This is a genomic window from Mesorhizobium sp. B2-1-1 (assembly GCF_006442975.2).
Lineage (GTDB): Bacteria > Pseudomonadota > Alphaproteobacteria > Rhizobiales > Rhizobiaceae > Mesorhizobium.
In genome coordinates, this window is sequence record NZ_CP083954.1 from 40,397 (window position 1) to 66,034 (window position 25,638).

Annotated in this window: 26 protein-coding genes and 1 other RNA gene; 9 read left to right on the top strand and 18 right to left on the bottom strand. The window is 64.0% G+C overall.

Translation table 11 applies throughout. The annotated features are described in order from the left end of the window. Position 1 precedes the first annotated feature (1 nt). The 3 genes from bfr to FJ972_RS00210 form a co-directional block, all read right to left on the bottom strand. Entirely contained in the window at positions 2 to 487 is a 486-nt protein-coding gene (gene bfr / locus FJ972_RS00200) for a bacterioferritin (RefSeq protein WP_140496826.1), read from the bottom strand. After that, the gene (locus tag FJ972_RS00205) at positions 453 to 764 is read right to left on the bottom strand and encodes a (2Fe-2S)-binding protein (RefSeq protein ID WP_140523850.1); all 312 of its coding nucleotides are present in this window, start codon (positions 762 to 764) and stop codon (positions 453 to 455) included. The genes bfr and FJ972_RS00205 overlap by 35 nt, the downstream gene beginning before the upstream one ends. A gap of 108 nt (positions 765 to 872) precedes the next feature. Then, positions 873 to 2,162, bottom strand: coding sequence for an imelysin family protein (locus FJ972_RS00210; RefSeq protein ID WP_140523847.1), 1,290 nt, complete (start codon positions 2,160 to 2,162; stop codon positions 873 to 875). Between the two features lie 438 nt (positions 2,163 to 2,600). On the opposite strand from FJ972_RS00210, the gene FJ972_RS00215 reads away from it, so the two are divergent. From FJ972_RS00215 to FJ972_RS00225, 3 genes are read left to right on the top strand one after another with little or no spacing between them, the layout of a single operon-like run. Continuing rightward, positions 2,601 to 3,854: an NAD(P)/FAD-dependent oxidoreductase gene (locus FJ972_RS00215; protein ID WP_140523845.1), complete on the top strand. Its 1,254-nt coding sequence runs from the start codon at positions 2,601 to 2,603 to the stop codon at positions 3,852 to 3,854. A gap of 37 nt (positions 3,855 to 3,891) precedes the next feature. Beyond that, on the top strand, positions 3,892 to 4,122 hold the full coding sequence (locus tag FJ972_RS00220; protein WP_140496834.1) for a type II toxin-antitoxin system ParD family antitoxin: 231 nt from the start codon (positions 3,892 to 3,894) through the stop codon (positions 4,120 to 4,122). Between the two features lie 11 nt (positions 4,123 to 4,133). Next, positions 4,134 to 4,454 (top strand): type II toxin-antitoxin system RelE/ParE family toxin, encoded by a 321-nt coding sequence (locus tag FJ972_RS00225; RefSeq protein WP_181167355.1) that lies wholly within the window; start codon positions 4,134 to 4,136, stop codon positions 4,452 to 4,454. A 54-nt stretch (positions 4,455 to 4,508) separates the two neighbouring features. Here the strand turns inward: FJ972_RS00225 and FJ972_RS00230 are convergent, their stop codons facing one another. Then, on the bottom strand, positions 4,509 to 5,786 hold the full coding sequence (locus tag FJ972_RS00230; RefSeq protein WP_140523842.1) for a 4-aminobutyrate--2-oxoglutarate transaminase: 1,278 nt from the start codon (positions 5,784 to 5,786) through the stop codon (positions 4,509 to 4,511). Between the two features lie 406 nt (positions 5,787 to 6,192). Beyond that, the gene (locus FJ972_RS00235; RefSeq protein ID WP_224618226.1) at positions 6,193 to 6,411 is read right to left on the bottom strand and encodes a hypothetical protein; all 219 of its coding nucleotides are present in this window, start codon (positions 6,409 to 6,411) and stop codon (positions 6,193 to 6,195) included. Between FJ972_RS00235 and FJ972_RS00240 the strand changes: the two genes are divergently transcribed. The 3 genes from FJ972_RS00240 to FJ972_RS00250 are packed head-to-tail and all read left to right on the top strand — an operon-like array spanning position 6,410 to position 11,564. Then, entirely contained in the window at positions 6,410 to 7,393 is a 984-nt protein-coding gene (locus FJ972_RS00240; RefSeq protein WP_224655873.1) for an efflux RND transporter periplasmic adaptor subunit, read from the top strand. The two genes, FJ972_RS00235 and FJ972_RS00240, sit on opposite strands and share 2 nt — an antisense overlap. Further along, positions 7,390 to 8,469 carry an efflux RND transporter periplasmic adaptor subunit gene (locus FJ972_RS00245; protein WP_140523837.1) on the top strand — a complete coding sequence of 360 codons (1,080 nt, stop codon included), beginning with the start codon at positions 7,390 to 7,392 and terminating at the stop codon, positions 8,467 to 8,469. Before FJ972_RS00240 ends, FJ972_RS00245 begins: the two co-directional genes overlap by 4 nt. Then, positions 8,466 to 11,564, top strand: coding sequence for an efflux RND transporter permease subunit (locus FJ972_RS00250; RefSeq protein WP_140523834.1), 3,099 nt, complete (start codon positions 8,466 to 8,468; stop codon positions 11,562 to 11,564). Before FJ972_RS00245 ends, FJ972_RS00250 begins: the two co-directional genes overlap by 4 nt. Positions 11,565 to 11,576: 12 nt before the next feature. Here FJ972_RS00250 and FJ972_RS00255 read toward each other — a convergent pair whose 3' ends face one another. From FJ972_RS00255 to ffs, 13 genes are all read right to left on the bottom strand, one after another. Then, a complete protein-coding gene (locus FJ972_RS00255) occupies positions 11,577 to 11,891 on the bottom strand; it encodes a hypothetical protein (RefSeq protein ID WP_140523831.1) in 315 nt (104 codons plus the stop codon). Positions 11,892 to 11,930: 39 nt separating this feature from the next. Continuing rightward, positions 11,931 to 12,680: an ABC transporter ATP-binding protein gene (locus tag FJ972_RS00260; protein WP_140523828.1), complete on the bottom strand. Its 750-nt coding sequence runs from the start codon at positions 12,678 to 12,680 to the stop codon at positions 11,931 to 11,933. Further along, positions 12,677 to 13,522, bottom strand: coding sequence for an ABC transporter ATP-binding protein (locus FJ972_RS00265; protein ID WP_140523825.1), 846 nt, complete (start codon positions 13,520 to 13,522; stop codon positions 12,677 to 12,679). Before FJ972_RS00265 ends, FJ972_RS00260 begins: the two co-directional genes overlap by 4 nt. Next, positions 13,519 to 14,445 carry a nickel transporter permease gene (gene nikC, locus FJ972_RS00270; RefSeq protein ID WP_140523823.1) on the bottom strand — a complete coding sequence of 309 codons (927 nt, stop codon included), beginning with the start codon at positions 14,443 to 14,445 and terminating at the stop codon, positions 13,519 to 13,521. Before nikC ends, FJ972_RS00265 begins: the two co-directional genes overlap by 4 nt. A 139-nt stretch (positions 14,446 to 14,584) precedes the next feature. Next, entirely contained in the window at positions 14,585 to 15,652 is a 1,068-nt protein-coding gene (locus FJ972_RS00275) for an ABC transporter permease (RefSeq protein ID WP_140496853.1), read from the bottom strand. 9 nt (positions 15,653 to 15,661) lie between these two features. After that, positions 15,662 to 17,305, bottom strand: coding sequence for an ABC transporter substrate-binding protein (locus tag FJ972_RS00280; protein ID WP_140496855.1), 1,644 nt, complete (start codon positions 17,303 to 17,305; stop codon positions 15,662 to 15,664). Between the two features lie 252 nt (positions 17,306 to 17,557). Continuing rightward, positions 17,558 to 18,835 carry a lytic murein transglycosylase gene (locus FJ972_RS00285; RefSeq protein ID WP_140523820.1) on the bottom strand — a complete coding sequence of 426 codons (1,278 nt, stop codon included), beginning with the start codon at positions 18,833 to 18,835 and terminating at the stop codon, positions 17,558 to 17,560. A 197-nt stretch (positions 18,836 to 19,032) separates the two neighbouring features. Continuing rightward, entirely contained in the window at positions 19,033 to 19,638 is a 606-nt protein-coding gene (gene recR, locus FJ972_RS00290; protein ID WP_140513120.1) for a recombination mediator RecR, read from the bottom strand. Positions 19,639 to 19,736: 98 nt separating this feature from the next. Beyond that, positions 19,737 to 20,696, bottom strand: a complete 960-nt coding sequence (locus FJ972_RS00295; RefSeq protein WP_140523817.1) for a cell wall hydrolase — start codon at positions 20,694 to 20,696, stop codon at positions 19,737 to 19,739. Between the two features lie 196 nt (positions 20,697 to 20,892). After that, positions 20,893 to 21,300 carry a hypothetical protein gene (locus FJ972_RS00300; protein WP_140496863.1) on the bottom strand — a complete coding sequence of 136 codons (408 nt, stop codon included), beginning with the start codon at positions 21,298 to 21,300 and terminating at the stop codon, positions 20,893 to 20,895. A 71-nt stretch (positions 21,301 to 21,371) separates the two neighbouring features. Then, on the bottom strand, positions 21,372 to 21,695 hold the full coding sequence (locus tag FJ972_RS00305) for a YbaB/EbfC family nucleoid-associated protein (protein WP_140496865.1): 324 nt from the start codon (positions 21,693 to 21,695) through the stop codon (positions 21,372 to 21,374). A 30-nt stretch (positions 21,696 to 21,725) separates the two neighbouring features. Further along, positions 21,726 to 23,558, bottom strand: coding sequence for a DNA polymerase III subunit gamma/tau (locus tag FJ972_RS00310; RefSeq protein WP_140523814.1), 1,833 nt, complete (start codon positions 23,556 to 23,558; stop codon positions 21,726 to 21,728). A gap of 105 nt (positions 23,559 to 23,663) precedes the next feature. Beyond that, an RNA gene (ffs, locus tag FJ972_RS00315) (signal recognition particle sRNA small type) lies at positions 23,664 to 23,760 on the bottom strand. 145 nt (positions 23,761 to 23,905) lie between these two features. On the opposite strand from ffs, the gene FJ972_RS00320 reads away from it, so the two are divergent. Genes FJ972_RS00320 through FJ972_RS00330 form a run of 3 tightly spaced genes read left to right on the top strand, consistent with a single transcriptional unit; the run spans position 23,906 to position 25,637 of the window. Further along, complete coding sequence (locus FJ972_RS00320; RefSeq protein ID WP_140523811.1) at positions 23,906 to 24,325, top strand: HIT family protein; 420 nt, start codon at positions 23,906 to 23,908, stop codon at positions 24,323 to 24,325. Between the two features lie 51 nt (positions 24,326 to 24,376). Next, the gene (gene nudC / locus FJ972_RS00325) at positions 24,377 to 25,318 is read left to right on the top strand and encodes an NAD(+) diphosphatase (RefSeq protein WP_140496871.1); all 942 of its coding nucleotides are present in this window, start codon (positions 24,377 to 24,379) and stop codon (positions 25,316 to 25,318) included. 19 nt (positions 25,319 to 25,337) lie between these two features. After that, the gene (locus FJ972_RS00330) at positions 25,338 to 25,637 is read left to right on the top strand and encodes a Dabb family protein (protein WP_140523808.1); all 300 of its coding nucleotides are present in this window, start codon (positions 25,338 to 25,340) and stop codon (positions 25,635 to 25,637) included. Position 25,638: the final 1 nt, after the last annotated feature.

Consider the following 25,638-nt stretch of genomic DNA (forward strand, 5'->3'; position numbering starts at 1 on the left):
CTTACTCCGCCTCGTCCGCCGATGCGGCATTGAGCTGGCCGTATTTTTCCTCGCCGATCGAGGCAAGCAGATCGAGCTGCGTCTCGAGGAAGTCGATGTGCCCCTCCTCGTCGGCCAAGAGTTCCTCGAACAGTTTCATGCTGACATAGTCGCCGGCTTCGTTGCAGACCTCGCGCGAGCGCTTGTAGGCGGTGCGAGCGTCATACTCGCCGGCAAGGTCGGATTCGAGCACTTCCTTCACGTTCTGTCCGATACGCAGCGGCGCCACGGACTGCAGATTGGGGTGCCCTTCCAGGAAGATGATCCGGGCCACGAGCTTGTCGGCATGGTGCATCTCCTCGATCGATTCGGCGCGTTCCTTCTTGGCGAGCTTGGCGTATCCCCAGTCCTCCAGCAGACGGAAATGGACCCAATACTGATTGACGGCACCAAGCTCCAGGAACAGAGCCTCGTTAAGCCGCTCGATGATCTGTGGTTCGCCTTTCATGGGTTCTGCTCCCGTATTGGACGCGCAGGCCTCTGACGCGATCCAGATGTGAAACGATGTCCACGCCGCTCGCCTGCGAGCGGGCGTGGTAGTTCTCGGTGACCCGAATGATCGTTTCGACCACATTTGGGAAGCAGCCGCAACAGCGACCGCGCTTGTGCATGGCGTGATAGACTTTTGCCGGCACGATGAGCTGCCAGGGATCCTGGTCCAGCAGCCCGACGATCGTCTGCTCAATCTCCTTCTCGGTGATGATGTTGCAATGGCAGATCAGCATAAACTTGCTCGGATGGCTGACGGCGCCTTCCGCGCCGTGTGGCTTGACTCTATCTTCCCCGCGCCGAAGCCCTTTGTGACTTCGGCCCGGGCTTCCAGGCTTCGACGCTTACTGGAACACCTTGTCCGGCGCATCAAGGCTGTCTGAACCCTCAAAGGCTATGGCGTTGAGCTTCAGCGCGCCGACGGCGCGTTCGACCGATTTGGTCTGGTCGACCAGTGCGTCGATTGCCGCCTGCACCGTGGCGTTGCCCTCGGTGTTGCCTTCGGCGATCTGCTGGTCGTAAGCCTCGCCGCCTTCGGCGCGGGCCTTGATCGCCTCCATCTTGGCGACGGTGACATCGAGCTTGTCAGACAGTTCCTTGTCGATGGCCGGATCAGCCGCCTTGACCATGTCCGCCACCGACGGCCCTGAAATAACGGTGCCGTCCAGCCTGGTGTAGCTGGCGTGATAGGCGGCGCGGATGCCGACGGCGTCATAGAGATGGGAATTGTAGGTGTTGTCGGAGAAGCAGTCATGCTCCTCTTCCGGATCGTGCAGCAGCAGGCCGAGTTTCATGCGCTCGCCGGCGAGTTCGCCGTAGGAGAGCGAGCCCATGCCGGTAAAGATGGCCGAAATGGCGGCGTTCGGCTCGCCGTCCGCCAGATTCTTGCGCGCAGCGCCGCCTTCCTTCCAGTCGCCGACCATCTCCTGGAGGTCGGACACCAAAAGGGTGCTGGCTGACTTCAGATATTCCGCGCGGCGGTCGCAATTGCCGCCGGTGCAGTTCTTGAGATCATAGTCGGTGTAGGGGCGCTCGCCGGCGCCCGGTCCGGTGCCGTGCAGATCCTGGCCCCAGAGCAGGAACTCGATGGCATGGTAGCCGGTGGCGACATTGGCCTCCACGCCGCCGGCCTCCTGCAGCGTGCCGGAGAGGAATTCCGGCGAAAGCTTCGAGGCGTCCACCTTCTTGCCGTTGATCTCGATCTCCTTGTTGGCGATCACATTGGCCGTGTAGAGCGAATTCGCGTCGGATTCTGTGCCGTAGCTCTTGGCGACATAATCGATCAGGCCTTCGTCCAGCGGCCAGGAATTCACCTTGCCTTCCCAGTCGTCGACGATCTTGTTGCCGAAGCGGTAGACCTCGGTCTGCTGGTAAGGAACGCGCGATGCCTTCCAGGCCTCGCGGGCGGCATTGAACGTCTCGGCCGAAGGCTTGGCCAACAAGGTATCGACCGCCTTGTCGAGCGCCTGCGCGGTGGTCAGCGAATCCTCGTATTTGGCAAGCGCGATGTCGGCATAGGTCTTGATGACCGCCTTGGGATCGCTCTCGGCCTTGGCCGGCAGCACGAACACCGCCGCCGTCAGCAGGGCCGTGGCACCGATCGCCGCAAGCCTGCTGCCATGTCGTGCCGTCATTATCACTCTCCAGTTTTTCGGGAATTTTGTGAACGGCGCGCGCGACAACCGGCGCCAGGCCATGTGCAGGCCGTCATTCGCGGGGCATGCCGCGCTGTCGCGCGGGTCGAAGAAGAAAGACACCAAAATGCCTCCAATCGAAAGGGTTCAAGGCCCAGACATCAAAGGGATGCGCCGATGCGCGAGGCCCCATAAAGCTTCAGGACAGATGGAAGTCAACGAAAATCGACAGGAAAACTCAATCGAAACAACAGTTTAGAATTATTCTAAACTGCGATAGTCAACTTTAGCCGCCTGCCCCGTGTGCCGACTTCATCGCCGAACTGTCCGATTGACAGCCGCCGTTCCGGGTGCGACCCGCAAATGCCCCCTTGCGGCGGCGCCAGACAATTGCCACGTGGCGAGACATCCTAAAATCAAGTTCGGGAACGGAATGCGATGAAGAACGGCGTGGTCATTGTCGGTGCGGGACATGCGGGCGTGCAGGCGGCGGCAAGCCTGCGCGAGGACGGCTATGACGGGCCGGTGATCCTCGTCGGCGACGAGAACGAGCTGCCCTATCACAAGCCGCCGCTGTCGAAGACCTTCATCAAGGATGCCGAGGCCAAGCCGCAACCCTTGCGTGGCGAGGCATTTTACACCGGCAGCGCCGTCGACTACCGGCCGGGCGTTCGGATCGACCGCATCGATGCCGGACGTCGCCGTTTGGAGATATCAGGCGGCGGCGAACTTGCCTTCGATCATCTGATCCTCGCCACCGGCTCGCGCCCGCGCCTGCTGCCGCTGCCGGGCGCGGATCTGTCCGGTGTAGTGTCGCTGCGCTCGCTTTCCGATGCGCGGCTGATCCGGGACTTGAGCGCACGGAGCGAAGACGTCGTCATCCTCGGCGGCGGCTTCATCGGGCTGGAGATCGCGGCGACGCTGCGCGCGGCCGGCCGCACCGTAACGGTCGTGGAAGCGGTCGACCGGCTGCTTGGCCGCGCCGTGGCGCCGATCGTGGCGGGCCATGTCCGCCAACGGCTGGAAGCGACCGGCGTGCACATTCTCACCGGCACCACGATCGCAAGGCTCGAAGGCGAAAACGGCCATGTCACGGCCGCGATCACCTCGTCAGGCGAAAGGCTGCCGGCGCGCATGGTCGTCGTCGGCATCGGCGCCGTGCCCAATGTCGAACTGGCCGCGGAAGCCGGCCTCACCATCGCCAACGGCATTCGCGTCGACAACCAGATGCGTAGCTCGGTGCCGGAAATCCTCGCCATCGGCGACGCCGCCTCCTATCGGCATTGGTTCACCGGCGGCGACGTGCGGCTGGAATCGGTACAGAACGCCACCGACCAGGCGCGGCTTGCCGCGCGCACCATAACGGGCCATGCCGACGCCTATTCGGCCGTGCCCTGGTTCTGGTCCGACATCGGCGACATGAAGCTGCAGATGGTCGGCCTGACATCCGGCGGCGACAGCCATGTCGTGCTGGGCGATCTCGCCGACAACAAGTTCTCGATCTACCACTATGCCGCAGACAGGCTGCTCGGCATCGAATCGGTCAACCGCCCCGGCGACCACATGCTCGGCCGCAAGATGCTGAGCGCCGGCTTCTCGCCGGCGCCGCAGACGGTGGCTGCGGGGCCGGACGGACTGAAAGCGGCGCTGGCCGCGTTCCAGAACAAAGAGTCAGCCGAGGCCAGTGCCTAAGATTGCCAATTTTTGCCATAGGCTATAAAATGCCTGAATGAGCACCATGAACATCTCCCTGCCGGAAAGCTTGAAGCATTTTGTCGATCAGCAAGTGACCGATCGCGGCTATGGCACGAGCAGCGAGTATGTGCGTGAATTGATCCGCCGCGATCAGGATCGTCAGCTTCTGCGCGGCTTGCTCCTTGAGGGCGCATCGTCCGCCCCGGGCGCTCCGGTTGACGACGACTATTTCGCCGCGCTGCGGAAACGGGCGCAGGGCCAATAGAGTAAGTGCCCATAAAGGCGATCATTCCTCGAAAACTAGCCCTGCGGGATGTCGAGGATGCTGTCGATTACTATACGCGAGAAGCTGGTTCGCGCGCGGCATTGGGCTACATCGAGGAGCTTCAAAACGCCTACAAACTGCTAGCCAGCCATCCGGCATCGGGCTCTCTGAGATATGGCTACGAAATTGGATTGCCTGGTCTGCGTAGCGTGCAAGTCAGGCGCTATCCATACCTGATTTTTTATCTTGAACAGACCGACCATATCGATGTTTGGCGGGTGCTGCACGCCAAGATGGACATTCCAGCCTGGTTACAGAATCCGAGCTCCTGACGGCACGTTCACCGGGTCCGGTGTAAGCCGTCAGGAGAAATGGGCGCCGCCCTTTCAGGCAGCGCGAACCTCGCGGATCGAGCTTTCCAGAATGTCGAGCGCCTCGTTCATGATGCCGTCCTGGATGGTGAGCGGCGCCAGGAAGCGGATGACGTTGCCGTGAACGCCGCAGGTGAGCAGGATCAGCCCCTTGTCGAGCGCCTTCAGCCTGACCGCATTGGCCATCTCCGCCGATGGCAAGCCCTTCCTGACGTCGTTGAACTCGACCGCGTTCATGAAACCGGGGCCACGGATGTCGACGATTTCGGGGACGTCGTCGCGGATCGAGCCCAGACGCTGCTTCAGCCTGGCGCCGAGCGAGTTGGCGCGGTCGCACAGCTTCTCTTCCTCGATCACGTCAAGCACCGCGTGCGCGGCGGCAACGCCGATCGGGCTGCCGCCATAAGTTCCGCCCAGCCCGCCGGGGCCAGGCGCATCCATGATCTCGGCGCGGCCGGTGACCGCCGCCAGCGGAAAGCCGCCGGCCAGGCCCTTGGCCATGGTGGTGATGTCGGCGGTCACCTCATGATGCTCCATGGCAAACATCTTGCCGGTGCGGGCAAAGCCGGTCTGCACCTCGTCGGCAATGAGCAGGATGCCGTGCTGATCGCAGATCTTGCGCAGCGCGGTCATGAAATCGCGCGGCGCTTCGTAGAAGCCGCCCTCGCCCTGCACCGGCTCGACGATGATGGCCGCGACCCTGGCCGGATCGACGTCGGCCTTGAACAGGCGATCGAGCGCTGCAAGCGAATCGGCCACCGACACGCCGTGCAGCGGCACCGGGAAAGGAGCGTGGAAAACGTCGGCCGGCATGGCGCCGAAGCCGACCTTGTAGGGCACGACCTTGCCGGTCAGCGCCATGCCCATGAAGGTGCGGCCATGGAAGCCGCCGGCAAAGGCGATGACGGCCTGGCGGCCGGTGGCATTGCGGGCGATCTTGATGACGTTCTCGACCGCCTCCGCGCCGGTGGTGACGAAGATCGTCTTCTTCTCGAACTTGCCCGGAAGCATGCCGTTCAGCCGCTCGGCCAGCCGTACATAGCTCTCATAGGGCACCACCTGGTGGCAGGTGTGGGTGAAGCGGTCGAGCTGCGCCTTGACCGCCTCGATGACCTTGGGGTGGCGATGGCCGGTGTTGACGACGGCGATGCCGGAGGAGAAATCGATGTAGCGGCGGCCCTCGACATCCCAGATCTCCGAGTTCTCGGCCCGGTCGGCGTAAATCTGCGTGGTCATACCGACACCGCGCGAGATCGACTGGCTCTTGCGTTCGGAAATGGCTGAGTTCTTCATGATGTCCCTCATAGGGCCGGCGCCCGTTCTGCTTGATCAGATGTCTTCTGGGCTTATTTCATGCTTTCCTCAAGTCGGCACCGCCGGCAGGCGATTGGGCCTGAGGTAGCGCGCCTGACCAGCCGGCGATATCCGTAACCAGGCCAACGGACTGCGTTAACGGGTTCGGAGCCTTCGCGGCGCGCTGTTGAGGATCATTGAACGGAAAAACCCGCCTGTGCGGCGGGTCCCTGGCGCAACTCAGCACCATATCCAAATATCTATCATAGTTGCCTTCACCTCGTCAAGGAAAAAATTCCTATCACGAAAAGCTGCCCGGCCGGGACTGGCCGTCGTCAGGCCTTTGCAAACCCGAGTCGGATGCCTGACACGGGTACGAGTCCGGTTTCCTTTTTCGGGAGATCGACTATCGTGCCGGGATCCGCGAGGCATCGCGATCGGCGAGCGGCCTGCGGCTGAGGGAGCCCATGAGCAGGAACGCGACATCGTCCGTCTCGCCGCCATCGGTCAAACCTTCCAATTTTTCGACTTTTTCCATCGGCGTAGCGCTTTTCACTTGCACGGCCGTCCTGCTTTTGGCCGGCTGCCAGAAACAGGAAGCGGCCGAGAAAAAGCTGCCGATCATGGTGCGCACCGAGACCGTGGCGATGGCCGACTATGCGCCGAGAACCGCGCTGACCGGGGTGATCGCGGCGCGTACGCTGAATAATCTGTCGTTCCGGGTCGGCGGCCGCGTCGCCGAACGGCTTGCCGATGTCGGCCAGCATGTCGACAAGGGCGCGGTGCTTGCCCGCATCGACCCGCAGGAGCAGGAATCCGATTTGCGCTCGGCGCAGGCCGATCTCGACGCGGCGCAAGCGCAGTTGACCCAGTCCGCCGCCGCCTTCGAGCGGCAAAAGACGCTGCTTGCCCAGGGTTACACCACCAGGCGCGACTATGACGCCGCCGATCAGGCATTGAAGGTGGCGCAAGGCAGCCTCGACGCGGCGCAGAGCGCGCTCGCCAATGCCAAGCAGAACCTGTCCTTCACCGAACTCAAGGCTGGCGCCGCGGGCGTCATCACCGCCCGCCAAGTCGAAACCGGCCAGGTGGTGCAGGCTGCGCAGACCGTCTTCACCGTCGCCGAGGACGGCGACCGCGACGCGGTGTTCAACGTCCAGGAGACGTTGGTCGCCAGGACGCCGACCTCGCCGGCGGTGACGATTACGCTTCTGTCCGACCCGCAGATCAGGGCAACGGGCAAGGTGCGCGAAATCTCCCCGGCGGTCGATCCGGCGTCGGGCTCGATCCGGGTCAAGGTCGGCATTGCCGATACGCCCGCCGGCATGCCGCTGGGCGCGGCCGTCATCGGCTCGGTCGGCGCCAAACCGGCCAAGGCGATCCTGCTGCCCTGGCAGGCATTGACGTCCAGCGCCGGCAAGCCGGCGGTCTGGATCGTCGATCCCTCGACCGGTACGGTGACGATGGCACCGGTCGAGGTGCTGGCTTTCAATTCCGGCACCGTCGTCATCGCCAGGGGATTGGAGGAGGGCCAAAGCGTCGTCACCGCGGGCGGACAGCTGCTCAGTGCGGGTCAGAAAATCGAGATATCGGGAGCGGGCCAATGAGCCGGCTGCCGCGCCTCCTGCTTGGCGTGATAGCGCTTGGCGCGCTCGCCGCCTGCTCGAAATCGGAGGAGAAGCCGCCGGAGATCATCCGGCCGGTGCTGTCGGTGGTGGTCGAGCCGCGCACCACGCAGGTCTTCGGCTTCGCCGGATCGGTCGAGCCGCAGGTCAGCGCCGATCTCGCCTTTCGCCTGCTCGGCCGGGTCGTGTCCCGCGACGTCAATGTCGGCGACATCGTCAGCAAGGGCACGACGATCGCGGCACTGGACCCGACCGCCTTGGAGCTGTCCGTCCAGGCGGCCAAGGCCGAGCTCTCCAATGCCGAGGCACAGTTTGCCAACGCCGCCGCCAGCGAGGAGCGCCAGCGCCAATTGCTTGCCACCGCCAACACCACGCAAGCCGTGTTCGATGCCGCGCAGCAGGCGAGGAAGGCGGCCGAGGCCAGTGTCGAGCGGGCCAAGGCCTCGCTGGCCAAATCGCAGGAGCAGCTCGGCTATGCCAGGCTGTTCTCGGATTTCGACGGCGTCGTCACGGCTGTCGGCGCCGAGGTCGGCCAGACGGTCTCCCCCGGCCAGACGGTCGTCACCGTGGCGCGCTCGGACCCGCGCGAAGCGGTGGTCGATATTCCAGACCAGTTGACCGGCGATCTCACGGCCGGCACGCCGTTCCAGGTCATCCTGCAATCGCTGCCGACGATCCGGACCGAGGCCAAGCTGCGCGAGATCGCGCCGCAGGCCGAGGGCTCGACGCGCACGCGGCGCGTGCGGCTGACGCTTACCGATCCGCCGCAGGCCTTCCGGCTCGGCTCGACCGTGACCGCAACGCGCATGACCACGGTGGAGCCGACGATCGAACTGCCGCTGTCGGCGCTCTTCCAGAGGAACGGCTCCGACAGGGTGTGGATCGTCGATGCGCAGACATCGAGCGTGAGCACGCGCGAGATCAAGGTTGCCTCCAGGAACGGCGGAACCTTCACGGTGGCTCAGGGACTGGAAGCGGGAATGCGCGTCGTCACCGCCGGCGTCCACAGCCTGACCGAAGGCCAGAAGGTCAAACTGCCCGCGGGAGGGGCCTCATGAAGGGCTTCAACCTCTCCGACTGGGCGCTCAACCACCGCTCGATGGTCTGGTATTTCATGCTGGTCTTCGTTGCGGCCGGCATCTTCTCCTACCTCAACCTCGGCCGCGAGGAAGACCCCGCCTTCACCATCAAGACCATGATCATCCAGGCCAATTGGCCCGGCGCTTCGGTCAAGGAGACGGTGCAGCAGGTGACCGACCGCATCGAGAAGAAGCTCGAGGAACTCGACAGCCTCGACTACACCAAATCCGTCACCACAGCCGGCCAGACCGTCATCTTCGTCAACCTGAAGGACACTACCAAGGCGCGCGATGTCGTGCCGAACTGGATTCAGGTGCGCAACATGGTCAACGATATCAAGGCGCAGTTCCCGCAAGGCGTCCAGGGGCCGTTCTTCAACGACCGTTTCGGCGACGTCTACGGCAACATCTATGCCTTCACGTCGGACGGGCTGACGCCGCGCCAGCTGCGCGACTATGTCGAGGATGTCAGGACAAAAATCCTGACCGTGCCGAATGCCGGCAAGGTGGACCTGGTCGGTGCCCAGGACGAGGCGATCTACCTCGAATTCTCGACCCGCCAGATCGCGGCCCTCGGCCTCAACCAACAGGCGATCGTGGCAAGCCTGCAAGCGCAGAACGCGATCACGCCGTCCGGCGTCATCCAGTCCGGCCCGGAACGCATCAGCGTGCGGGTCGGCGGCCAGTTCACCTCCGAAGACAGCCTTCGCGCGATCAATCTTCGCGTCAACGACCGCTTCTTCCGGCTGAGCGACGTGGCGACGATCACGCGCGGCTATGCCGATCCGCCAACGGCACTGTTCCGCTTCAACGGCCAGGACGCGATCGGGCTTGCCATCGGCATGAAGCCCAACGCCAATCTGCTCAAATTCGGCGAGGCGCTGCATGAGGCGATGAACAAGGTGCTGGCAGACCTGCCGGTCGGCGTCGGCGTGCATCTGGTCGCCGACCAGCCGGTCATCGTCGAGGAAGCGGTCTCGGGCTTTACGCGCGCCTTGTTCGAGGCGGTGGCCATCGTGCTGGCCGTGTCCTTCATCAGTCTCGGCATGCGCGCCGGCTTCGTCGTGGCGCTGTCGATCCCGCTGGTGCTGGCCATCACCTTCACGGTCATGTCCTATCTCGGCATCTCGCTGCAGCGCATCTCGCTCGGTGCGCTGATCATCGCGCTCGGGCTTCTGGTCGACGACGCGATGATCGCGGTCGAGATGATGGTGGCGCGGCTGGAGGTTGGTGATAGCCTGCGCAAGGCGGCGACCTATGTCTACACATCGACCGCCTTCCCGATGCTAACCGGCACGCTGGTGACCGTCGCGGGCTTCATTCCGATCGGCCTCAACAACAGCGCCGCCGGCGAATACACCTTCACCCTGTTCGTCGTCATCGCCGTGTCGCTGCTGGTGTCGTGGATCGTGGCGGTGCTGTTCGCGCCGCTGCTCGGCGTCACCATCCTGCCGGCGGCGATGAAGACGAAGCATCACGACCAGCCGGGCCGCTTCACCTCGCTGTTCCGGCGTGCCCTTGTCGGCTCGGTGCGCCATCACTGGCTGACCATCATCGCCACGGTGCTGTTGTTTGCCGCCTCGATCGCCGGCTTCGGCCTGGTGCAGCAGCAGTTCTTCCCGCCATCGGACCGGCCGGAGCTGATCGTCGACTGGAATCTGCCGCAGAATTCCTCGATCGCCGACACGCGCGAGCAGATGGAGCGGTTCGAGCAGCGGGCGCTGGTCGGCAATCCCGACATCGACCATTTCTCGTCCTATATCGGCCAGGGCGCGGTGCGCTTCGTGCTCGCCTATGACGTGCAACCGGCCAATCCCTATTTCGGCCAGACGGTGATCGTCACCAAAAGCATCGAGGCTCGCAACCGGGTGAAGCCGGCGCTGGAAAAGCTGCTGCGCGAGGAATTCGTCGGCACCGACGCCTTCGTCAAGCTGCTCGAACTCGGGCCGCCTGTCGGCCGCCCCGTGCAGTACCGCGTCGGCGGGCCCGACATCCAGACGGTGCGCGCGCTGGCGCAGCAATTCGCCGGCGTCATCTCGGCCAATCCCAAGCTCGCCGCGCCGACCTTCGACTGGAACGAGCCGCAGCGCGTGCTCAGGGTCGACGTGCTGCAGGACAAGGCGCGGCAGCTCGGCATCACCTCCTCCGACATCGCCAGCGCGCTCAACAGCACCGTCGGCGGCGCCACCATCACGCAAGTGCGCGATGCCACCTATCTGATCAATGTGGTGGCGCGCTCGCGCGAGGCCGAACGCGGTTCGATCGAGACGTTGCAGAACATGCAACTGCCGACCAGCACCGGCGAGGCCATCCCGCTCGCGGCGGTGGCCAACTTCCGCTACGAGCTCGAACAGCCGACGGTGTGGCGACGCGACCGCATCCCGACCATCACGGTGCGGGCCGGCCTGGTCGGCGACGTTCTACCGGCAACGGTGGTCAACGAATTGAAGCCTTCGGTCGATGCCTTCATCGCCAAGCTGCCGCCGGGCTATTCGATCGAGACCGCCGGCTCCGTTGAGGAAAGCGCCAAGAGCCAGGGGCCGATCGCGGCCGTCGTGCCGCTGATGCTGTTTGTGATGGCAACCATCCTGATGGTCCAGCTGCAGAGCTTCCAGCGCCTGTTCCTGGTCGTTGCGGTGGCGCCGCTCGGGCTGATCGGCGTGGTGGCGGCCCTGGTGCCGAGCGGCGCGCCGCTCGGCTTCGTCGCCATTCTCGGCGTCCTGGCGCTGATCGGCATCCTGATCCGCAACTCGGTCATCCTGATCGTGCAGATCGAGGACCTTGTCGCAGAGGGCAAGGACCGCTGGGCCGCCGTCATCGAAGCGACGGAACACCGCATGCGGCCGATCGCCCTGACGGCCGCCGCCGCCAGCCTGGCGCTGATCCCGATTGCGCGCGAAGTGTTCTGGGGACCTATGGCCTACGCGATGATGGGTGGCATCATCGCGGGTACTGCGATCACGCTGCTGTTCCTGCCGGCGCTTTATGTGACGTGGTTCAGGATCAAGGAGCCGAAGCGTCGGGATGAGCCGCCCGCTCTGGAGACCGGCGAACCGGTGCAAGCTCAGACCTGAGACATTGCCGAGTCATTCGTTGTCGTTGGTGGGTGTGGGACGCGATTTTGCCCGCTGCCAAGGTGACGATTTTGAGCTGCGCCAGGCATGCCAGCCTTCCGGCAAGTCGGCCAAGATTTGGATGCTTTCATCCCGCTGCAAAACGCTTTGCAGGCTCACGATCATTATGTCGCCTTCTTCAACAGGTCCGGTTTCGCTGTTGTGGAATTGCCAACTGCCGTCGTCATCGTCATGCGAGACATATGCGATCCAGTCGCCCCGGGTTACTATGCCCCTGTCCAAAAACACCCCGACGTTAGGAGGATCTGCAAACTGCCATTCCTTCATGACGTCCCCTAAGACGATCGGTTCGCAAGACAAGCGAATTCAAATAGCTCTCACAAACCCGTCGCTGGCCCGCAAGAGATTGCGCGTGTAATCCTTCGTCACGCGGCGTTCGACCAGGTCATCCGCCGTCAAATTCTCCACCGCCTCGCCGCTTTGCATCACCATCAGGCGCTCGCACATATGGGTGATGATGGCGAGGTCGTGGCTGACCATCAGGAAGGTGAGCTTGCGCCGCCGGCGGACCTCCTCGAGCAGGTTGAGCACCTCGGCCTGCACGGAGGCATCGAGCGCCGAGGTCGGCTCGTCGAGCAGCAGGACCGACGGTTCGAGGATGAGCGCGCGCGCGATCGCCACGCGCTGGCGCTGGCCGCCCGACAATTGATGCGAGTAGCGGAAGCGGAAGCCGTTGCCGAGACCGACCTCGTCGAGCGCCCGCTGGATGCGCTTTTCCCCGTCGCCAAAACCATGGATGGCGAGCGGCTCCTGCAGCAGGCGGTCGATGGTCTGGCGCGGGTGCAGCGAACCGTACGGATCCTGGAACACCATCTGCACTTCGCGGTAAAAGGCCTTGTCGCGGCGCGCGCCGAGCTTCTTGCCGTTGACCACGATGCTGCCCGAAGCGACCGGCGCAAGGCCGGCGATCGCCCTGAGCAGCGTCGATTTGCCGGAGCCGGATTCACCGACCAGGCCGAAGGATTCGCCCGGCTGCACGTCCAGGCTGACACCCTTCAGTGCGCGAAAGCGGTCGAAGATGACCTCCAGCCCGTCGACGGCGATTGCTGATGTCATGCCGCCCACTCCGGCTTACGGTCGAGCACCGGCAACGGGTGACGATCGGCGCCGATCTTGGGCATGCAGTTGAGCAGGCCGCGCGTGTAGGGATGCTGGGCGCGACCGAGTTCGGAGGCCTTGAGCTGCTCCACCACCTTGCCGGCATACATGACGATGACGCGGTCGCAAAAGGACGAGACCAGGCGCAGATCGTGCGAGATGAAGATCAGCCCCATGCCGCGCTCGCCGACCAGCCGGTCGAGAATGCCGAGCACGTCGAGTTGCACGGTGACGTCGAGCGCCGAGGTCGGCTCGTCTGCGATCATCATTTCCGGCCCGGCGATCAGCATCATGGCGATCATGGCGCGCTGGCCCATGCCGCCGGAGACCTCGTGCGGATGCAGGTCGAAGACACGCCGGGGGTCGCGGATCTGCACGGCTTCCAGCATGGCCAGCGCGCGCTCCCGCGCCTCGGCCTTGGAGACCTTCTCATGCGTGCGCAGCGTCTCGACGATCTGGCGGCCGATGCTCATCACCGGGTCGAGCGAATATTTCGGATCCTGCAGGATCATGGCGATGCGATTGCCCCGCAGCGCGCGGCGCTCGCGCGCCGAGACGCCGAGCAGGTCGATGCCGTCGAAGGCCAATTTATTGGCTGATATCCGCGCCTGTGGCGGCGTCAGCCCCATGATGGCACGGCCGGTCTGCGACTTGCCCGAGCCGCTCTCGCCGACAATGCCCAGCCTTTCGCGGCCGAGCGAGAAAGAGACGCCGCGCACGGCCTCGATCAGCCCGGTGCGCGTCGGGAAGGTGACGCGCAGATCGTCGACTTCGAGCAGCGTCTTGCTGTCAGCGTTCATTGGTCGCCGCTCCGGGGGTCGAGCGCGTCGCGCAGGCCGTCGCCAAGCAGGTTGAAGCCGAGGCTGACGATCAGGATGGCGAAGCCAGGCGCGCCGGCCACCCACCATTGGTCGAGCACGAAACGGCGGCCCGAAGCGATCATCGTGCCCCATTCGGGCAGCGGCGGCTGCGCGCCGAGCCCGAGGAAGCCGAGGCCGGCGGCGGTGAGGATGATGCCGGCCATGTCGAGCGTCACGCGGATGATCAGCGAGGAGATGCAGAGCGGCATGATGTGGCGCAGCACGATGCGGAAGGGCGAGGCCCCCATCAGTTCCACCGCCTTGATGTAATCGGAATTGCGCACGGTCAGCGTTTCGGCACGCGCGATGCGGGCATAGGGCGGCCAGGAGGTGATGGCGATGGCGAGCACCGCGTTCTCGATGCCGGGGCCGAGGGCCGCGACAAAGGCCAGCGCCAGGATCAGCTTGGGGAAAGCGAGGAAGATGTCGGTGATGCGCATCAGTATGGCATCGGTCCAGCCGCCGGCATAGCCGGCGACGGTGCCGACCACGAGGCCGATGGGGGCGGCGATGATGGCGACCAGGATAACGACATAGAGCGTCCAGCGCGAGCCGTAGAGAATGCGCGAGAGGATATCGCGGCCGAGATCGTCGGTGCCGAACCAGTGCTCGGCGCTTGGCGCCAGCAGGCGCGCATTCTTCAGATCGCCGAAAGTCGGCGAATAAGGCGCCAGCACCCCGGCAAGGGCGGCAATGACCAGCAGCGTGATGATGATGAGCAGGCCGAGAAAGGCCAGCCGATTGGCGGAGAAACGCCGCCACGCGACATAGGCGCGGCCGAGCCTCGCCTGCATGCGCGAGGCCGGCCGCTCGCTGAGCAGCCAGTCGCGGCGGGAGAGGGGGGCGGCGTCGGAGGCGGTCATGACGATGCCTCTTGGCGCTGTCGACCCCCACTCCGGTCTGCTTCGCAGACCAACTCTGCCCCGTTCGACGGGGGAGAGGAAAGGTGGCCCGAAGGGCCCGGGTGGGCCGCAGCCGAGCCTGAAAGTGGGATTCCTCTGCTCATCTTACCTTGGTCCTCGGGTCGAGCACGCGGTAAAGCAGGTCGGACAGAAGATTGATGGCTATGAACACCGAGCCGATGACGATGGTGCCGCCGAGCACCGCGTTCATGTCGGCATTCTGCAGCGAATTGGTGATGTAGAGGCCGATGCCAGGCCAGGAGAAGACCGTCTCGGTCAACACCGAACCTTCCAGCAGCCCGGCATAGGAGAGCGCGATCACGGTCACCATCGGCACGGCGGCATTGCGCAATGCATGAGCCCAGATGATGCGGGTTTCCGATAGGCCCTTGGCGCGCGCGGCAACGATGTATTCCTGGGTGAGTTCGTTGAGCATGAAGGAGCGCGTCATGCGGCTGATATAGGCGAGCGAGAAATAGCCGAGCAGCGAGGCCGGCAGGATGATGTGGCGGAACGCGTCCCAGAAGACATCCCACTGCCCCTGCATCGCCGAATCGAGAAGGTAGAAGCCAGTGATCGGCGTGAAGGTGTATTCGTAGACGACGTCGAGCCGCGCCGGGAAAGCCACCCATTGCAGCTTGGCGTAGAACAGGACGAGCCCGAGCAGGCCAAGCCAGAAGATCGGCACGGAATAGCCGATCAGGCCGATGACGCGGACGACCTGGTCGATGAGGCTGCCGCGCCTGACGGCAGCCAGCACACCCAGCGGCACGCCGAACAGCGCGCCGATCAGTGTCCCCAACGTCGCCAGTTCCGTCGTTGCCGGAAGGGCGCGGCGGATGTCGGTCATGACCGGATTGGTGGTCAGCACCGAGGTGCCGAAATCACCATTGAGGGCATTTTTGACATAAATATAGAACTGCTCGACCAGCGGCAGGTCGAGGCCCATCTCGCGGCGCGTGCGTTCCACGACATTGGCCGGCGCCCGGTCGCCGAGCACGGCCAACACCGGGTCGATGGGGATGACGCGGCCAATGAAAAAGGTCACCGCGAGCAGACCGAGATAGGTCGTGATCGCGATCACCAGGAAGCGGCCGATCGATGAGAAAATGGCGACGGCACGGGCGCTGCCGCGCCCTGCCGCCGCCTGATTTTCAGCTACGCTCATCCGCCGGCGCTATTCCTTGGAAACCGGCCCAACGAAATTGGTGTCGAAGCTCGGGCCGAGCGCGAAACCCTTGAGGTTCTTGCGCAACCCGGCGACTTCCAGCTGCTGATGGATGATGACGAAGGGACTGGTGTCGAGGATCTTCTGCTGCAGATCCTTGTACATGTCCGCGCGCTTGCCCGAATCCTTCTCCAGCAAAGCGGCTTCGGTTTGCTTGGTCAGGTCCGGAATATCCCAGGCGTTGCGCCAGGCCAGCGTCTTGGACTTGCCCTCATCCGAATTGTCCGGGTTCGAGGCAAAGGTCTGGGCATTGGAGTTCGGATCGAAATAGTCCTGGCCCCACTGACCGATATAGATGTCGTGGTTGCGGGCGCGGTACTTGGTCAACGTCTGCTTGCCGTCGCCGGGAATGATCTCAAGCTTGATGCCGGCCTGACCGAGCGTCTGCTGGATCGATTCCGCCATGCCGGTTGTCGGCTGGCCGGTGCGCACATCCATGGTCACGCTGAAGCCGTCGGGCAGGCCTGCCTTGGCCAGCAGTTCCTTGGCCTTGGCGACGTCGAGCTTGAACGGGTTCTTGTCCAGTTCTCCGAGCACGCCCTTGGGCAGGAAAGTCTGGTGGATTTCACCGATGCCCTTGAGGATGGTCGAGCTCAGCGCGTCATAGTCGACCAGATATTTGAAGGCCTGACGGACTTCGGGCTTGGCGAGGTTCTGGTTCTTCTGGTTGAGGCTGATGTAGTAGACAGTTCCCTTCGGCGCACTGGTTGTGGTGAGGTCGGCGTTCTTGGCAATGGCGTCGAGGTCGTTCGGCTCGAGATTGCGGGCGACGTCGATGTCGCCGGCCTCAAGCGCCAGGCGCTGTGCTGAGCTTTCCTTCATGTTGCGGTAGATGACGCGGGCAAGCTTTGCCTTTTCGCCGTAGTAATTGTCGTTCCGTTCGAGCACGACGGCCTCGTTGGCGCGCCACTCACGCAGCTTGTAGACGCCCGAGCCGGCATAGCCGGTCTTCAGCCAGGCATTGCCGAAATCATTGTCCCATTTGTAGTCGGCGCTCGGCGTGACCGCCGCGACATGTTCCTTGACCAGCTTGGCGTCGACGACCGAGGCGACGGTGGCCGACAGGCAGTTCAACACGAAGCTCGGCGCATAGGCCTTGTCGACGATGAACTGGAAGGTGGTGTCGTCGACCGCCTTGGCTTTTTCGGCGACATTGTCGCCGCTGATCCCGAACTGGTCGATGATGAAGGCCGGGCTCTTGTCCAGCTTGACGGCGCGTTCGAACGAATAGGCGACGTCGGCCGCGGTGATCGGGTTGCCCGAGGCGAATTTCAGGCCGGGCTTGAGCTTGAACGTGTAGGTCAGGCCATCGTCCGAGACGGTCCAGCTTTCGGCGAGGTCGCCCTTGACCTTGGAGGTGTCGCTGAGGTCGAGCCGGACGAGCAGGTCATAGGTGTTGCCGGTGACCTCGGCGGTCGACAGCTCGAATGCCTCGCCCGGATCCATGGAGATGATGTCATCGATGGCGAAGCCTTCGACCAGCGTGTCGGCTGGCGTGACCGCGCCAGCCGGCGCTCCCGCCAGAAGCAGCGCCGACATTGCGGCACCCGCAAGCAGAATGCGGGATCGTAGAGCAAGCTTTTCCATCATCATGGTGATTGTTCCCTGTTTTGTTGACCTGAGTTCCCGGCTCAGGGTTGCGGTGTTTTTCCAGGCCGACAAGGGCCCCCTTTGACCACTTACCGTCGTGGTTTTTGTCCAGTTGGTCAACAGCATATCCGGCGGCCTCGCGGCGGGCAACGAGCATTTATGCGTCGGCTCACTGGATCATAGTGGCAGGCGGGCGAGCCGGAGCATGCGAAGGCCAACAGAGGCCGCATTCGAGAAAAAACCCTGACGTGGGAGTTACTTCAGAGCAGCGACCAGGCCGGCATCGGGGAAGCAGGTGGCGGGTTTGCCGTTCTTTTCCTGCCAGGCGCCGATCGAGCGGCGGGTCTTGAAGCCGGGCAGTCCGTCGGCACTGCCGACATCGTAGCCCTTGGCCTCCAGCGCCCGCTGCAGGGCGGCGATGTCGGAGCGGTGGAGGTCACCGACCGCACCCCAGCTGCCGGAAAAATTCGCATCGCCATGGGCGATGCGGTCGGCGCCATGGCCGATGAAGAGGGCATAGAGGTCGCTGGTGTTGTATTGCTTCAGCACGTAGAAATTGGGCGTGGCGATGAAGGCTGGGCCGCTGCGGCCGGCCGGCATCAGCAGGAAGCCCTCGGCCTTCAGCTCGCTCGCCGGGAATGCCTTGCCGCCGACACGCTTGATGCCCATTGCGGCCCATTGCGAGATTGTCTTGCCCTGGTCGGGGCCTTCGAGCGAACAGGAGACGCTCTCGGGAACGGTCACTTCGAATCCCCAGCCACGTCCCCTCACCCAGCCATAATGGACGAGATAGTTGGCGATGGAGGCGAGCACGTCAGGCGTCGAGCTCCAGATGTCGACGCGCCCGTCGCCATCGAAATCCACCGCATGCTTGAGAAACGATGTCGGCATGAACTGCGGCTGGCCGAGCGCGCCGGCCCAGGACGATTTCATCGCATCCACCGGGGCCAATCCGCGCTGGACGATCTCGAGCGCCGCCAGCAGCTCGGTGCGGAAGAAGTCCTTCCTCGTCGACATGAACGCCTTGGTGCCCAGCACCTCGAAGGCGTCGTAAGGCATCTTCGCCGCGCCGAACCCTGTTTCGCGGCCCCAGATCGCCAAAAGGACCTCGCCCGGCACGCCATAGCGCTTTTCGATCGCGGCGAGTGTCCTGGCGTTGGCCGCCTCGCGCGTCCGCCCGCCCGATGTGACCGCGCGGATGGTCTTCTCGGCGAAATAGGCGCCGGGCGAGCCGAACTCGGCCTGATGCTGCTTCTGCGGCGTCTTCGGCTTCTCGCCGGGCATGACAAGATCGGGCAGCTTGAGATTGGGTTTGACGCCGTCGAAAGCGGCATCGAAGGTCTGCTTGGAAATGCGCTTGGCCTTGGCGTCAGGCCACAAATCGTTCCACAGCCAGGCGCGGAACTGGTCGTCGATCTTGGCGGCCGAGGCGGGGATGGAGAGGAACAGTGCAGCCAGTATCGCCAGGAAAAACGCAAAGCAGAACTTGCGGAGGCCGCGTTCCTTGGCGCCCCCCTCTGGCCTGCCGGCCATCTCCCCCACAAGGGGGGAGATTGGCAATTTCGCAGCCGCCATTTCCTTTTCAACGGCGGTGTTTGGCGAAGGCAGAGACAACAGTCGATCTCCCCCCTTGAGGGGGAGATGTCCGGCAGGACAGAGGGGGGCGCCACGGAACGCCAACTTTTGAGGATGCGGGATCATCGTGACAAGCATCCTTCCCCGCAATCGCGTCAAAACGCCGTCCTGGAGCGCAGCGCTGCCGCCAGGGTGCCTTCGTCGAGATAGTCGAGTTCGCCACCGACCGGCACGCCATGCGCCAGCCGCGTTATCTTCACCTCGAAACCGGACAATTGATCGGTCAGGTAATGGGCTGTGGTCTGGCCCTCCACCGTGGCATTGACGGCCAGGATGATCTCCTTGACCTCGCCGCCGGCGACGCGGTCGACCAATGAGCGGATGTTGAGCTGATCGGGGCCGATACCGTCGAGCGGCGACAGCGTGCCGCCCAGCACATGGTAGCGCACGTTCATCGCCGCCGCCCGCTCCAGCGCCCACAGATCAGAGACGTCCTCGACGACGATCAGCGTGCCGGCGTCACGGCGTGGATCGGTGCAGATCATGCAGGGGTCCGACGTGTCGACATTGCCGCAGGTCGAGCAGATGCGCACCTTGTCGGCCGCCTCGCCCATGGCGGCGGCGAGCGGCGACAGCAGTTGTTCCTTCTTCTTGATCAAATGCAGCGCGGCGCGCCTGGCCGAGCGGGGACCGAGCCCCGGCACTTTGGCCAGGAGCTGGATCAGGCGTTCGATCTCGGGACCCGCGATTCGCTTGGACATTGCCCTGATCTAGAGCAATTCCGCGAAAAGTGCGAAGCGGTTTTGCGTCCGGACCGCGTCTCCAACCAGCACCGGCAGGCCGTCAAGTGCGGCCCGCCTCAGTTGGTTTCGAGCGGACGGCTCTGGCTGACGATCATCGCGCCGATGGCATCGGTGTTCTCAGGCGTCGACTGGAATCCCATCGCCGCTTCCTGCGGCGCGCCCTGCACCGAGGAAATGACCTTCGTGTTCAAGGTCCCGCCAAAACGAGCGGCGTCCGGTTCCTCCATCGGCTCCTGCATCGCCACCATCGTCGGCTTTTCCTGGACGCGCGCAGACTTTGCGGCCGGCGCAGCCGATGCCGTCACGTAGGTCTGCTGGGCCGCCTTGCCGGAGCGCATCGGCTCCGCCGCGGCAGTCACGTAGGCCGCAGCGGTGCGATCGGATGTCTTGGCCGCCGGCTCGGCGGAAGCAACACGAGTCGCGGCAACTCCGGGCAGGGCTGCTGGCTGCTCGGCCGAGGCGACCGCGACCGTCGGCTCGTCCGGCAGCGGCTGCCAGTTGCGGCCGCGCTTCTCGTAGAACGCATTGCCGCCGGCGACCATGGTGTAATGCATGTTCTTGTAGGGGAAGCGCAGGCCCGCGGTGTGGAAATACATCGTGTTCTTGAGCTTGGCCTTGCGCTCGCCCTTGAGCACGGCGTCGGCGGCTTCCTCGACATCGGGCATGGCACGCGAATTCATCGGCCTGGTCATGACGCCGGGCGCGAACTGGCCGCGCTCGCCCACCACCGCGCAGATGGTGTCGCCATGCTTGCCGGAGCGCAGCCGGTTCATCACGACAGTGCCGACGGCGATCATGCCATCGCGGCTCGACCGGTTGGATTCGAAGAACATCGCCCTTTCCAGGCATTCCCTGTCCTTCGGCGTGTGGTAGCCGCGGGAGCTCAGGAAACTCGGCGTGATGGCGTCGGTCAGGCTGGACATGCCGTGTGACGCGGTCTGGCTGCAAGCGGCCAGGAACAGGGGAGACGTGACGACGCCGAGCAACAGCGGCGTCTTCCATCGCGTGGCAATCAACAGGTAACCCTCTCACTTCGATGCCCGCCCCCAGGCTGCGGCAAGAATGAGACACTTTCGGGCAAAATGATGGCTAAAACGTTATTAGTGAGATGCTGTTGCCAAACTGGCACAGTTACGTGGCAAGATCCGGGCTTCAAGCCTTTGTTTTATGCACGCCCTTGTCCAGGCCGAGACCGCTTTTGGACGACATGCATTATCGCCCGGCTGAAATCGCTGCCGGCCGTCCTGGCTCAATTTCTTCGAATTTCTCCGAGAACAGCCCGCGCTTCAGGAACAATGCTCGCGCATTGCGGGCGACCGGCGCGATCTTTCCCGGCCAGTCGCTGTCGATGAACTCGGACCTGGTGAAATCGGGGTTGGCCTCTCCGGCAGCCTCCAGGAAATCCGCGATCTCCAGCACGATGGCGCGTTCTTCCTTCGAGAGCGCCGAAGTACCGGCTTCGATCGAGGGGCGATGCACGAAATCCTCGAACAGGTTGAAATAGCCCTTGATGCCGACGAGATCGACGCCGGCATCAGAATCGGCCAGGATTTCCAGGATCTCGTAGATCCTGTTGCGGATACGCTGCTCGATCAGCCTTTCGGACGGCTCTTCGGCCATGGCCAACTAGTCTTTGGCTTTATGCATGTCGTTATCCCCGAAACCCTCGCACACTCTTGGGCGACATGCATCTAGAACGGCAGTTTCATTCCCGGCGGAATCGGCAGGCCGGCGGTCAGCGCCTTGGTCTTTTCCTGCATGATCTGCTCGACCTTGGCCTTGGCGTCATTGTGAGCGGCCAGAAGCAGGTCTTCGAGGATCTCGACCTCATCCTCCTTGAACAGAGACGGGTCGATCTTCAGCGACTTCATCTCGAACTTGCCGGTCAACGTGACAATGACCAGGCCGCCGCCGGCCTGGCCGACGGCTTCGACCGTGGCGATCTCGTCCTGCATAGCCTGGAACTTGGCTTGCATTTCCTTCGCCTTGCCCATGAGGCCGAGAAGATCTTTCATGGTCCGATCCTTTGCAAAGTCGTGGTTTCGTCAGAGTTCGTCGTCGTCCGCCGGCGGCTCGACCGGCACTTCGGCTTCGACCGCGTCGGCTTCCGGCGCGTCGGGAATGCGCACGTCGATGATCCTGGCACCGGGAAACCGCGCCAGGATGGCGGCGACCGTCGGATCGCTCTTGGCATCGAGCAAAGCGTTCTCGCGCCTGGTCGATTCCATTTCGGCCAGCGTCTGGCCGCCCTCTTCCTTCGACAGCGACACCAGCCAGTTGCGACCGGTCCAGGCGCGCAGCTTGGTCGTCAAATCGTTGAGCAGCATTTTGGGCGCATCGTCGGTCAGGCTGACGTCGATGCGGCCGGGCTCGATGCGCACGAGGCGGATGCAGCGCTTGACCAGCACCTTGAAGGCGATGTCGCGCTGCGCGTCGGCAAGGGCGACAATATCGGCCAGCGATTTCAGCGATATTGGCTGCGCCTCCGGCGCCGGCTGCACAGGCGCAATGAAGGCGGCCGGAGCGGGCGCGGCTTCGACCAGCCGCATGGTCTGCGCGCCGCCCGACCCGCCGGGCATGCGCGCCTGCGCCACTGCGCTGGCGCCGTTGCCACCAGGAGCGCCGCCATTACCGGGGCTCGCCGGCGCGCCGTTCGAACGCGGCGCGGCGCCCGGCGCCGGCAGGCCGTTCTCCAGCGACCTCAATGCCTCGTCCAGCGTAGGCAGGTCGGCCGCGTGTGCCAGCCGGATCAGCACCATCTCGGCTGCACTTACCGGCCGGTTGGAGAACTGCACCTCCGGGATGCCCTTGAGCAGCATCTGCCACGTCCGCGACAGCACCTTGATCGAGAGCGTCCGCGCGAAATCTGCGCCGCGCTCGCGCTCGTCCTGCGACAGCGCCGCGTCGTCGGCGGCGGCCGGCACGAAACGCAGCCGGGTGACGAGATGGTTGAATTCGGCAAGGTCGGTCAGCACGGCGGCCGGATCGGCGCCGGTGTCGTATTGCGCGCGCAATTCCGCCAGTGCCGCGGCAACGTCACCCTTCATGACATGTTCGAACAAATCGACGACGCGGGCGCGATCGGCGAGACCCAGCATCGCGCGCACGGCTTCGGCGCTGACCGCACCACCGCCATGCGCGATGGCCTGGTCGAAAATCGATTGAGCATCGCGCATCGACCCCTCGGCCGCGCGCGCGATCATCGCCAGCGCGTCGTCTTCCGCCTCGATGCCTTCCAGGCCCGCTATCCGGGCGAGATCAGCCTTCACCACAGCCGCATCGATGCGCCTCAGGTCAAAGCGCTGGCAGCGCGACAGCACGGTGATCGGCACCTTGCGGATTTCGGTGGTGGCGAAGATGAACTTGACGTGCGGCGGCGGCTCTTCCAGCGTCTTCAACAGGCCGTTGAAGGCCTGCGTCGACAGCATGTGCACTTCGTCGATGATGTAGACCTTGTAGCGGGCCGAGACCGGCGCGTAGCGCACCCGTTCGATGATGTCCCTGATATCATCGATGCCGGTGTGCGAGGCGGCATCCATCTCGATGACGTCGACATGGCGGCCTTCCATGATCGCCTGGCAGTGCTCGCCGAGCACGGCAAGGTCGACGGAAGGCTGGTCGATTGTTGCCGTTTTATAATTCAGGGCCCGCGCGAGAATGCGCGCCGTCGTGGTCTTGCCGACGCCGCGCACGCCGGTCAACATCCAGGCCTGGGCGATGCGGCCGGTGGCGAAAGCGTTGGTGAGCGTGCGCACCATCGGCTCCTGGCCGACCAGTTCGGAGAAATTCGCCGGACGGTACTTGCGCGCCAGCACGCGATAGGCGCCAGCCTTGCCTATCTCCAGGCTTTTTGGTCCCGAATTTCCGGCTTCGCTCATTCGCCCGCAAAACTCCAAATGGCCGCGCCAAAGGGCGGCCGATTCCTGCGCATAGTTTCGCCCGCGCTGCAATGCGTCGTCAACGTCGCGAGAAGGGCCGATGAGGTGGGAGGCTGGAACAATGACCCGTTCCGGGCTCGTTAGGGCTGCTTCCTTCCGGACCTGACCCGGTTGGCGAGTGGATCGTCCACCACCAACCTCCCGCCGTCCATATCGGCAATTCGGCGACGAAATGCAAGGGCGCAGGCAAATCAGCTGCACCAGCCACGAGATTCGCTTGCAGCCTCGATGCAGCCGCTCTAGCGTTCATGACTCTGAGGAAAACACCAAAAGCAAGGGAAACGCCGATGCTGCCGGGCCTGAAGGCCGGATTCACGCTGGATGCCCGGCTGGAGGCGGACAGCGAGCAGTTGATGTGGCTTGGGCTGTGTGAACTGCGCGTGATGAACGACCGCCGCTGGCCATGGCTGCTTCTGGTGCCGCAGCGGCCGGGCGTGGAGGAAATCCACGACATGACGCCGCTCGACCAGACAATGCTGACCTTCGAGACCAATATGGTGGCGCAGGCGCTGAAGAAGGTGACCGGCTGCACCAAGATCAACACCGGCGCGCTCGGCAACATGGTGCGCCAGCTGCACATCCACGTCATCGCCCGTTCGGAAGGCGATCCCGGCTGGCCCGGCCCGGTGTGGGGACACGGCCTGCGCGAGCCCTATCAGCGCTCCGAGCTGCGCCGGTTTGCCGAAACGATAAGGGCGGCGCTATAAGCCTTCCCGTGTCCATCCCGAACATGTCCATCCCGAACGCCCAGAGTCCGCATGAGCTTTAGCCTGTTTGACGCGCCCTTGCGCGAGCCGAGCCAATTCGTCGGCTTCGCCGGCAACAGTATCGACCGACAATCCGAGAACCGCGCCGACGATTCGGTCGACAAAGCGCTCGCCGATCCCGGAACCAGGCTGCTTTTGATGCAGGGCGGCCGGCTCTACCTGAAGGTTCGTGACGGCAGCTTCGATCCCTGGTTCGGCGTCGCCGAAAGCCTGCCCTTCCAGACCTTGCCCGGCAGCGGTGTGCTGCTTGGATTCTCCGACCAGGGCCCGGTGCTGGCGGTGACCGCCGGTCTCGAGCCGGAACAGCTTCCCGAAACAGTCAAGGCCATCGACTACCGCTCGGTCTACATGCAAGGCCTGATCGACGAAGCGGCCGCCGGAGCGATGGCGCAGGGCGCCGCACTGCTCGCCTGGCACGCCAGCCATCGTTTCTGCAGCAAATGCGGGACCGAGTCACAAATGCGGGCCGGCGGCTACAAGCGCCATTGCCCGAATTGCGGCACCGAGCATTTTCCGCGCACGGATCCGGTGGCGATCATGCTGACGGCGACGCGCGAGAAATGCCTGCTCGGGCGCGGCCGGCATTTCGCGCCGGGCATGTACTCCGCCCTTGCCGGCTTCATCGAGCCGGGCGAGACGATCGAGGCGGCGGTGCGCCGCGAGACGCTGGAGGAGGCCGGCATCCGGCTCGGCCGCGTCGTCTACCACGCCAGCCAGCCCTGGCCATTCCCCTATTCGCTGATGATCGGCTGCTTCGGCGAGCCGCTCAATGAAGACATCCAGGCCGACCTCAACGAGCTGGAAGACTGCCGCTGGTTCTTGCGCGACGAGGTGCGCCTGATGCTGGCCAGGGAGCATCCGGGCAATCTGATCACGCCGCCGAAGGGAGCCATCGCGCATCACCTGATCCGCGCCTGGGTCGACAGCGAATAATGGAAATCAGGAGAGGGAAATGATCCGCCATACCGTCGTGTTCACGCTGAAGCATCCGCCGCACTCGCTGGAGGAAAAAAGGTTCCTGGTCGACGCCAAAAAATTCCTCTCGGCGATCAGGGGCGTCACCCATTTCGAACAATTGCGCCAGGTCAGCCCCAAGAACGACTACCAGTTCGGCTTCTCCATGGAATTCGCCGACCAGGCCGCCTATACCAGGTACAACGACCATCCCGACCACGTCGCCTTTGTGCGCGACCGCTGGATTCCTGAAGTCGAGACCTTCATGGAGATCGACTATGTGCCCCTTGGCTGGTAGC

Coding starts and splice junctions, on each gene's coding strand:
- nikC (WP_140523823.1), bottom strand. CDS start 14,445: ATGACCGCCTCCGACGCCGCCCCCCTCTCCCGCCGCGACTGGCTGCTC.
- FJ972_RS00285 (WP_140523820.1), bottom strand. CDS start 18,835: ATGGCCGGCAGGCCAGAGGGGGGCGCCAAGGAACGCGGCCTCCGCAAG.
- FJ972_RS00310 (WP_140523814.1), bottom strand. CDS start 23,558: ATGAGCGAAGCCGGAAATTCGGGACCAAAAAGCCTGGAGATAGGCAAG.
- FJ972_RS00235 (WP_224618226.1), bottom strand. CDS start 6,411: ATGATCGGCAGCTTTTTCTCGGCCGCTTCCTGTTTCTGGCAGCCGGCC.
- nudC (WP_140496871.1), top strand. CDS start 24,377: ATGAGCTTTAGCCTGTTTGACGCGCCCTTGCGCGAGCCGAGCCAATTC.
- FJ972_RS00220 (WP_140496834.1), top strand. CDS start 3,892: ATGAGCACCATGAACATCTCCCTGCCGGAAAGCTTGAAGCATTTTGTC.
- recR (WP_140513120.1), bottom strand. CDS start 19,638: ATGTCCAAGCGAATCGCGGGTCCCGAGATCGAACGCCTGATCCAGCTC.
- FJ972_RS00330 (WP_140523808.1), top strand. CDS start 25,338: ATGATCCGCCATACCGTCGTGTTCACGCTGAAGCATCCGCCGCACTCG.
- FJ972_RS00320 (WP_140523811.1), top strand. CDS start 23,906: ATGCTGCCGGGCCTGAAGGCCGGATTCACGCTGGATGCCCGGCTGGAG.
- FJ972_RS00275 (WP_140496853.1), bottom strand. CDS start 15,652: ATGAGCGTAGCTGAAAATCAGGCGGCGGCAGGGCGCGGCAGCGCCCGT.
- FJ972_RS00250 (WP_140523834.1), top strand. CDS start 8,466: ATGAAGGGCTTCAACCTCTCCGACTGGGCGCTCAACCACCGCTCGATG.
- FJ972_RS00260 (WP_140523828.1), bottom strand. CDS start 12,680: ATGACATCAGCAATCGCCGTCGACGGGCTGGAGGTCATCTTCGACCGC.
- FJ972_RS00265 (WP_140523825.1), bottom strand. CDS start 13,522: ATGAACGCTGACAGCAAGACGCTGCTCGAAGTCGACGATCTGCGCGTC.
- bfr (WP_140496826.1), bottom strand. CDS start 487: ATGAAAGGCGAACCACAGATCATCGAGCGGCTTAACGAGGCTCTGTTC.
- FJ972_RS00300 (WP_140496863.1), bottom strand. CDS start 21,300: ATGGCCGAAGAGCCGTCCGAAAGGCTGATCGAGCAGCGTATCCGCAAC.
- FJ972_RS00245 (WP_140523837.1), top strand. CDS start 7,390: ATGAGCCGGCTGCCGCGCCTCCTGCTTGGCGTGATAGCGCTTGGCGCG.
- FJ972_RS00215 (WP_140523845.1), top strand. CDS start 2,601: ATGAAGAACGGCGTGGTCATTGTCGGTGCGGGACATGCGGGCGTGCAG.
- FJ972_RS00280 (WP_140496855.1), bottom strand. CDS start 17,305: ATGATGATGGAAAAGCTTGCTCTACGATCCCGCATTCTGCTTGCGGGT.
- FJ972_RS00255 (WP_140523831.1), bottom strand. CDS start 11,891: ATGAAGGAATGGCAGTTTGCAGATCCTCCTAACGTCGGGGTGTTTTTG.
- FJ972_RS00205 (WP_140523850.1), bottom strand. CDS start 764: ATGCTGATCTGCCATTGCAACATCATCACCGAGAAGGAGATTGAGCAG.
- FJ972_RS00240 (WP_224655873.1), top strand. CDS start 6,410: ATGGTGCGCACCGAGACCGTGGCGATGGCCGACTATGCGCCGAGAACC.
- FJ972_RS00230 (WP_140523842.1), bottom strand. CDS start 5,786: ATGAAGAACTCAGCCATTTCCGAACGCAAGAGCCAGTCGATCTCGCGC.
- FJ972_RS00210 (WP_140523847.1), bottom strand. CDS start 2,162: ATGACGGCACGACATGGCAGCAGGCTTGCGGCGATCGGTGCCACGGCC.
- FJ972_RS00305 (WP_140496865.1), bottom strand. CDS start 21,695: ATGAAAGATCTTCTCGGCCTCATGGGCAAGGCGAAGGAAATGCAAGCC.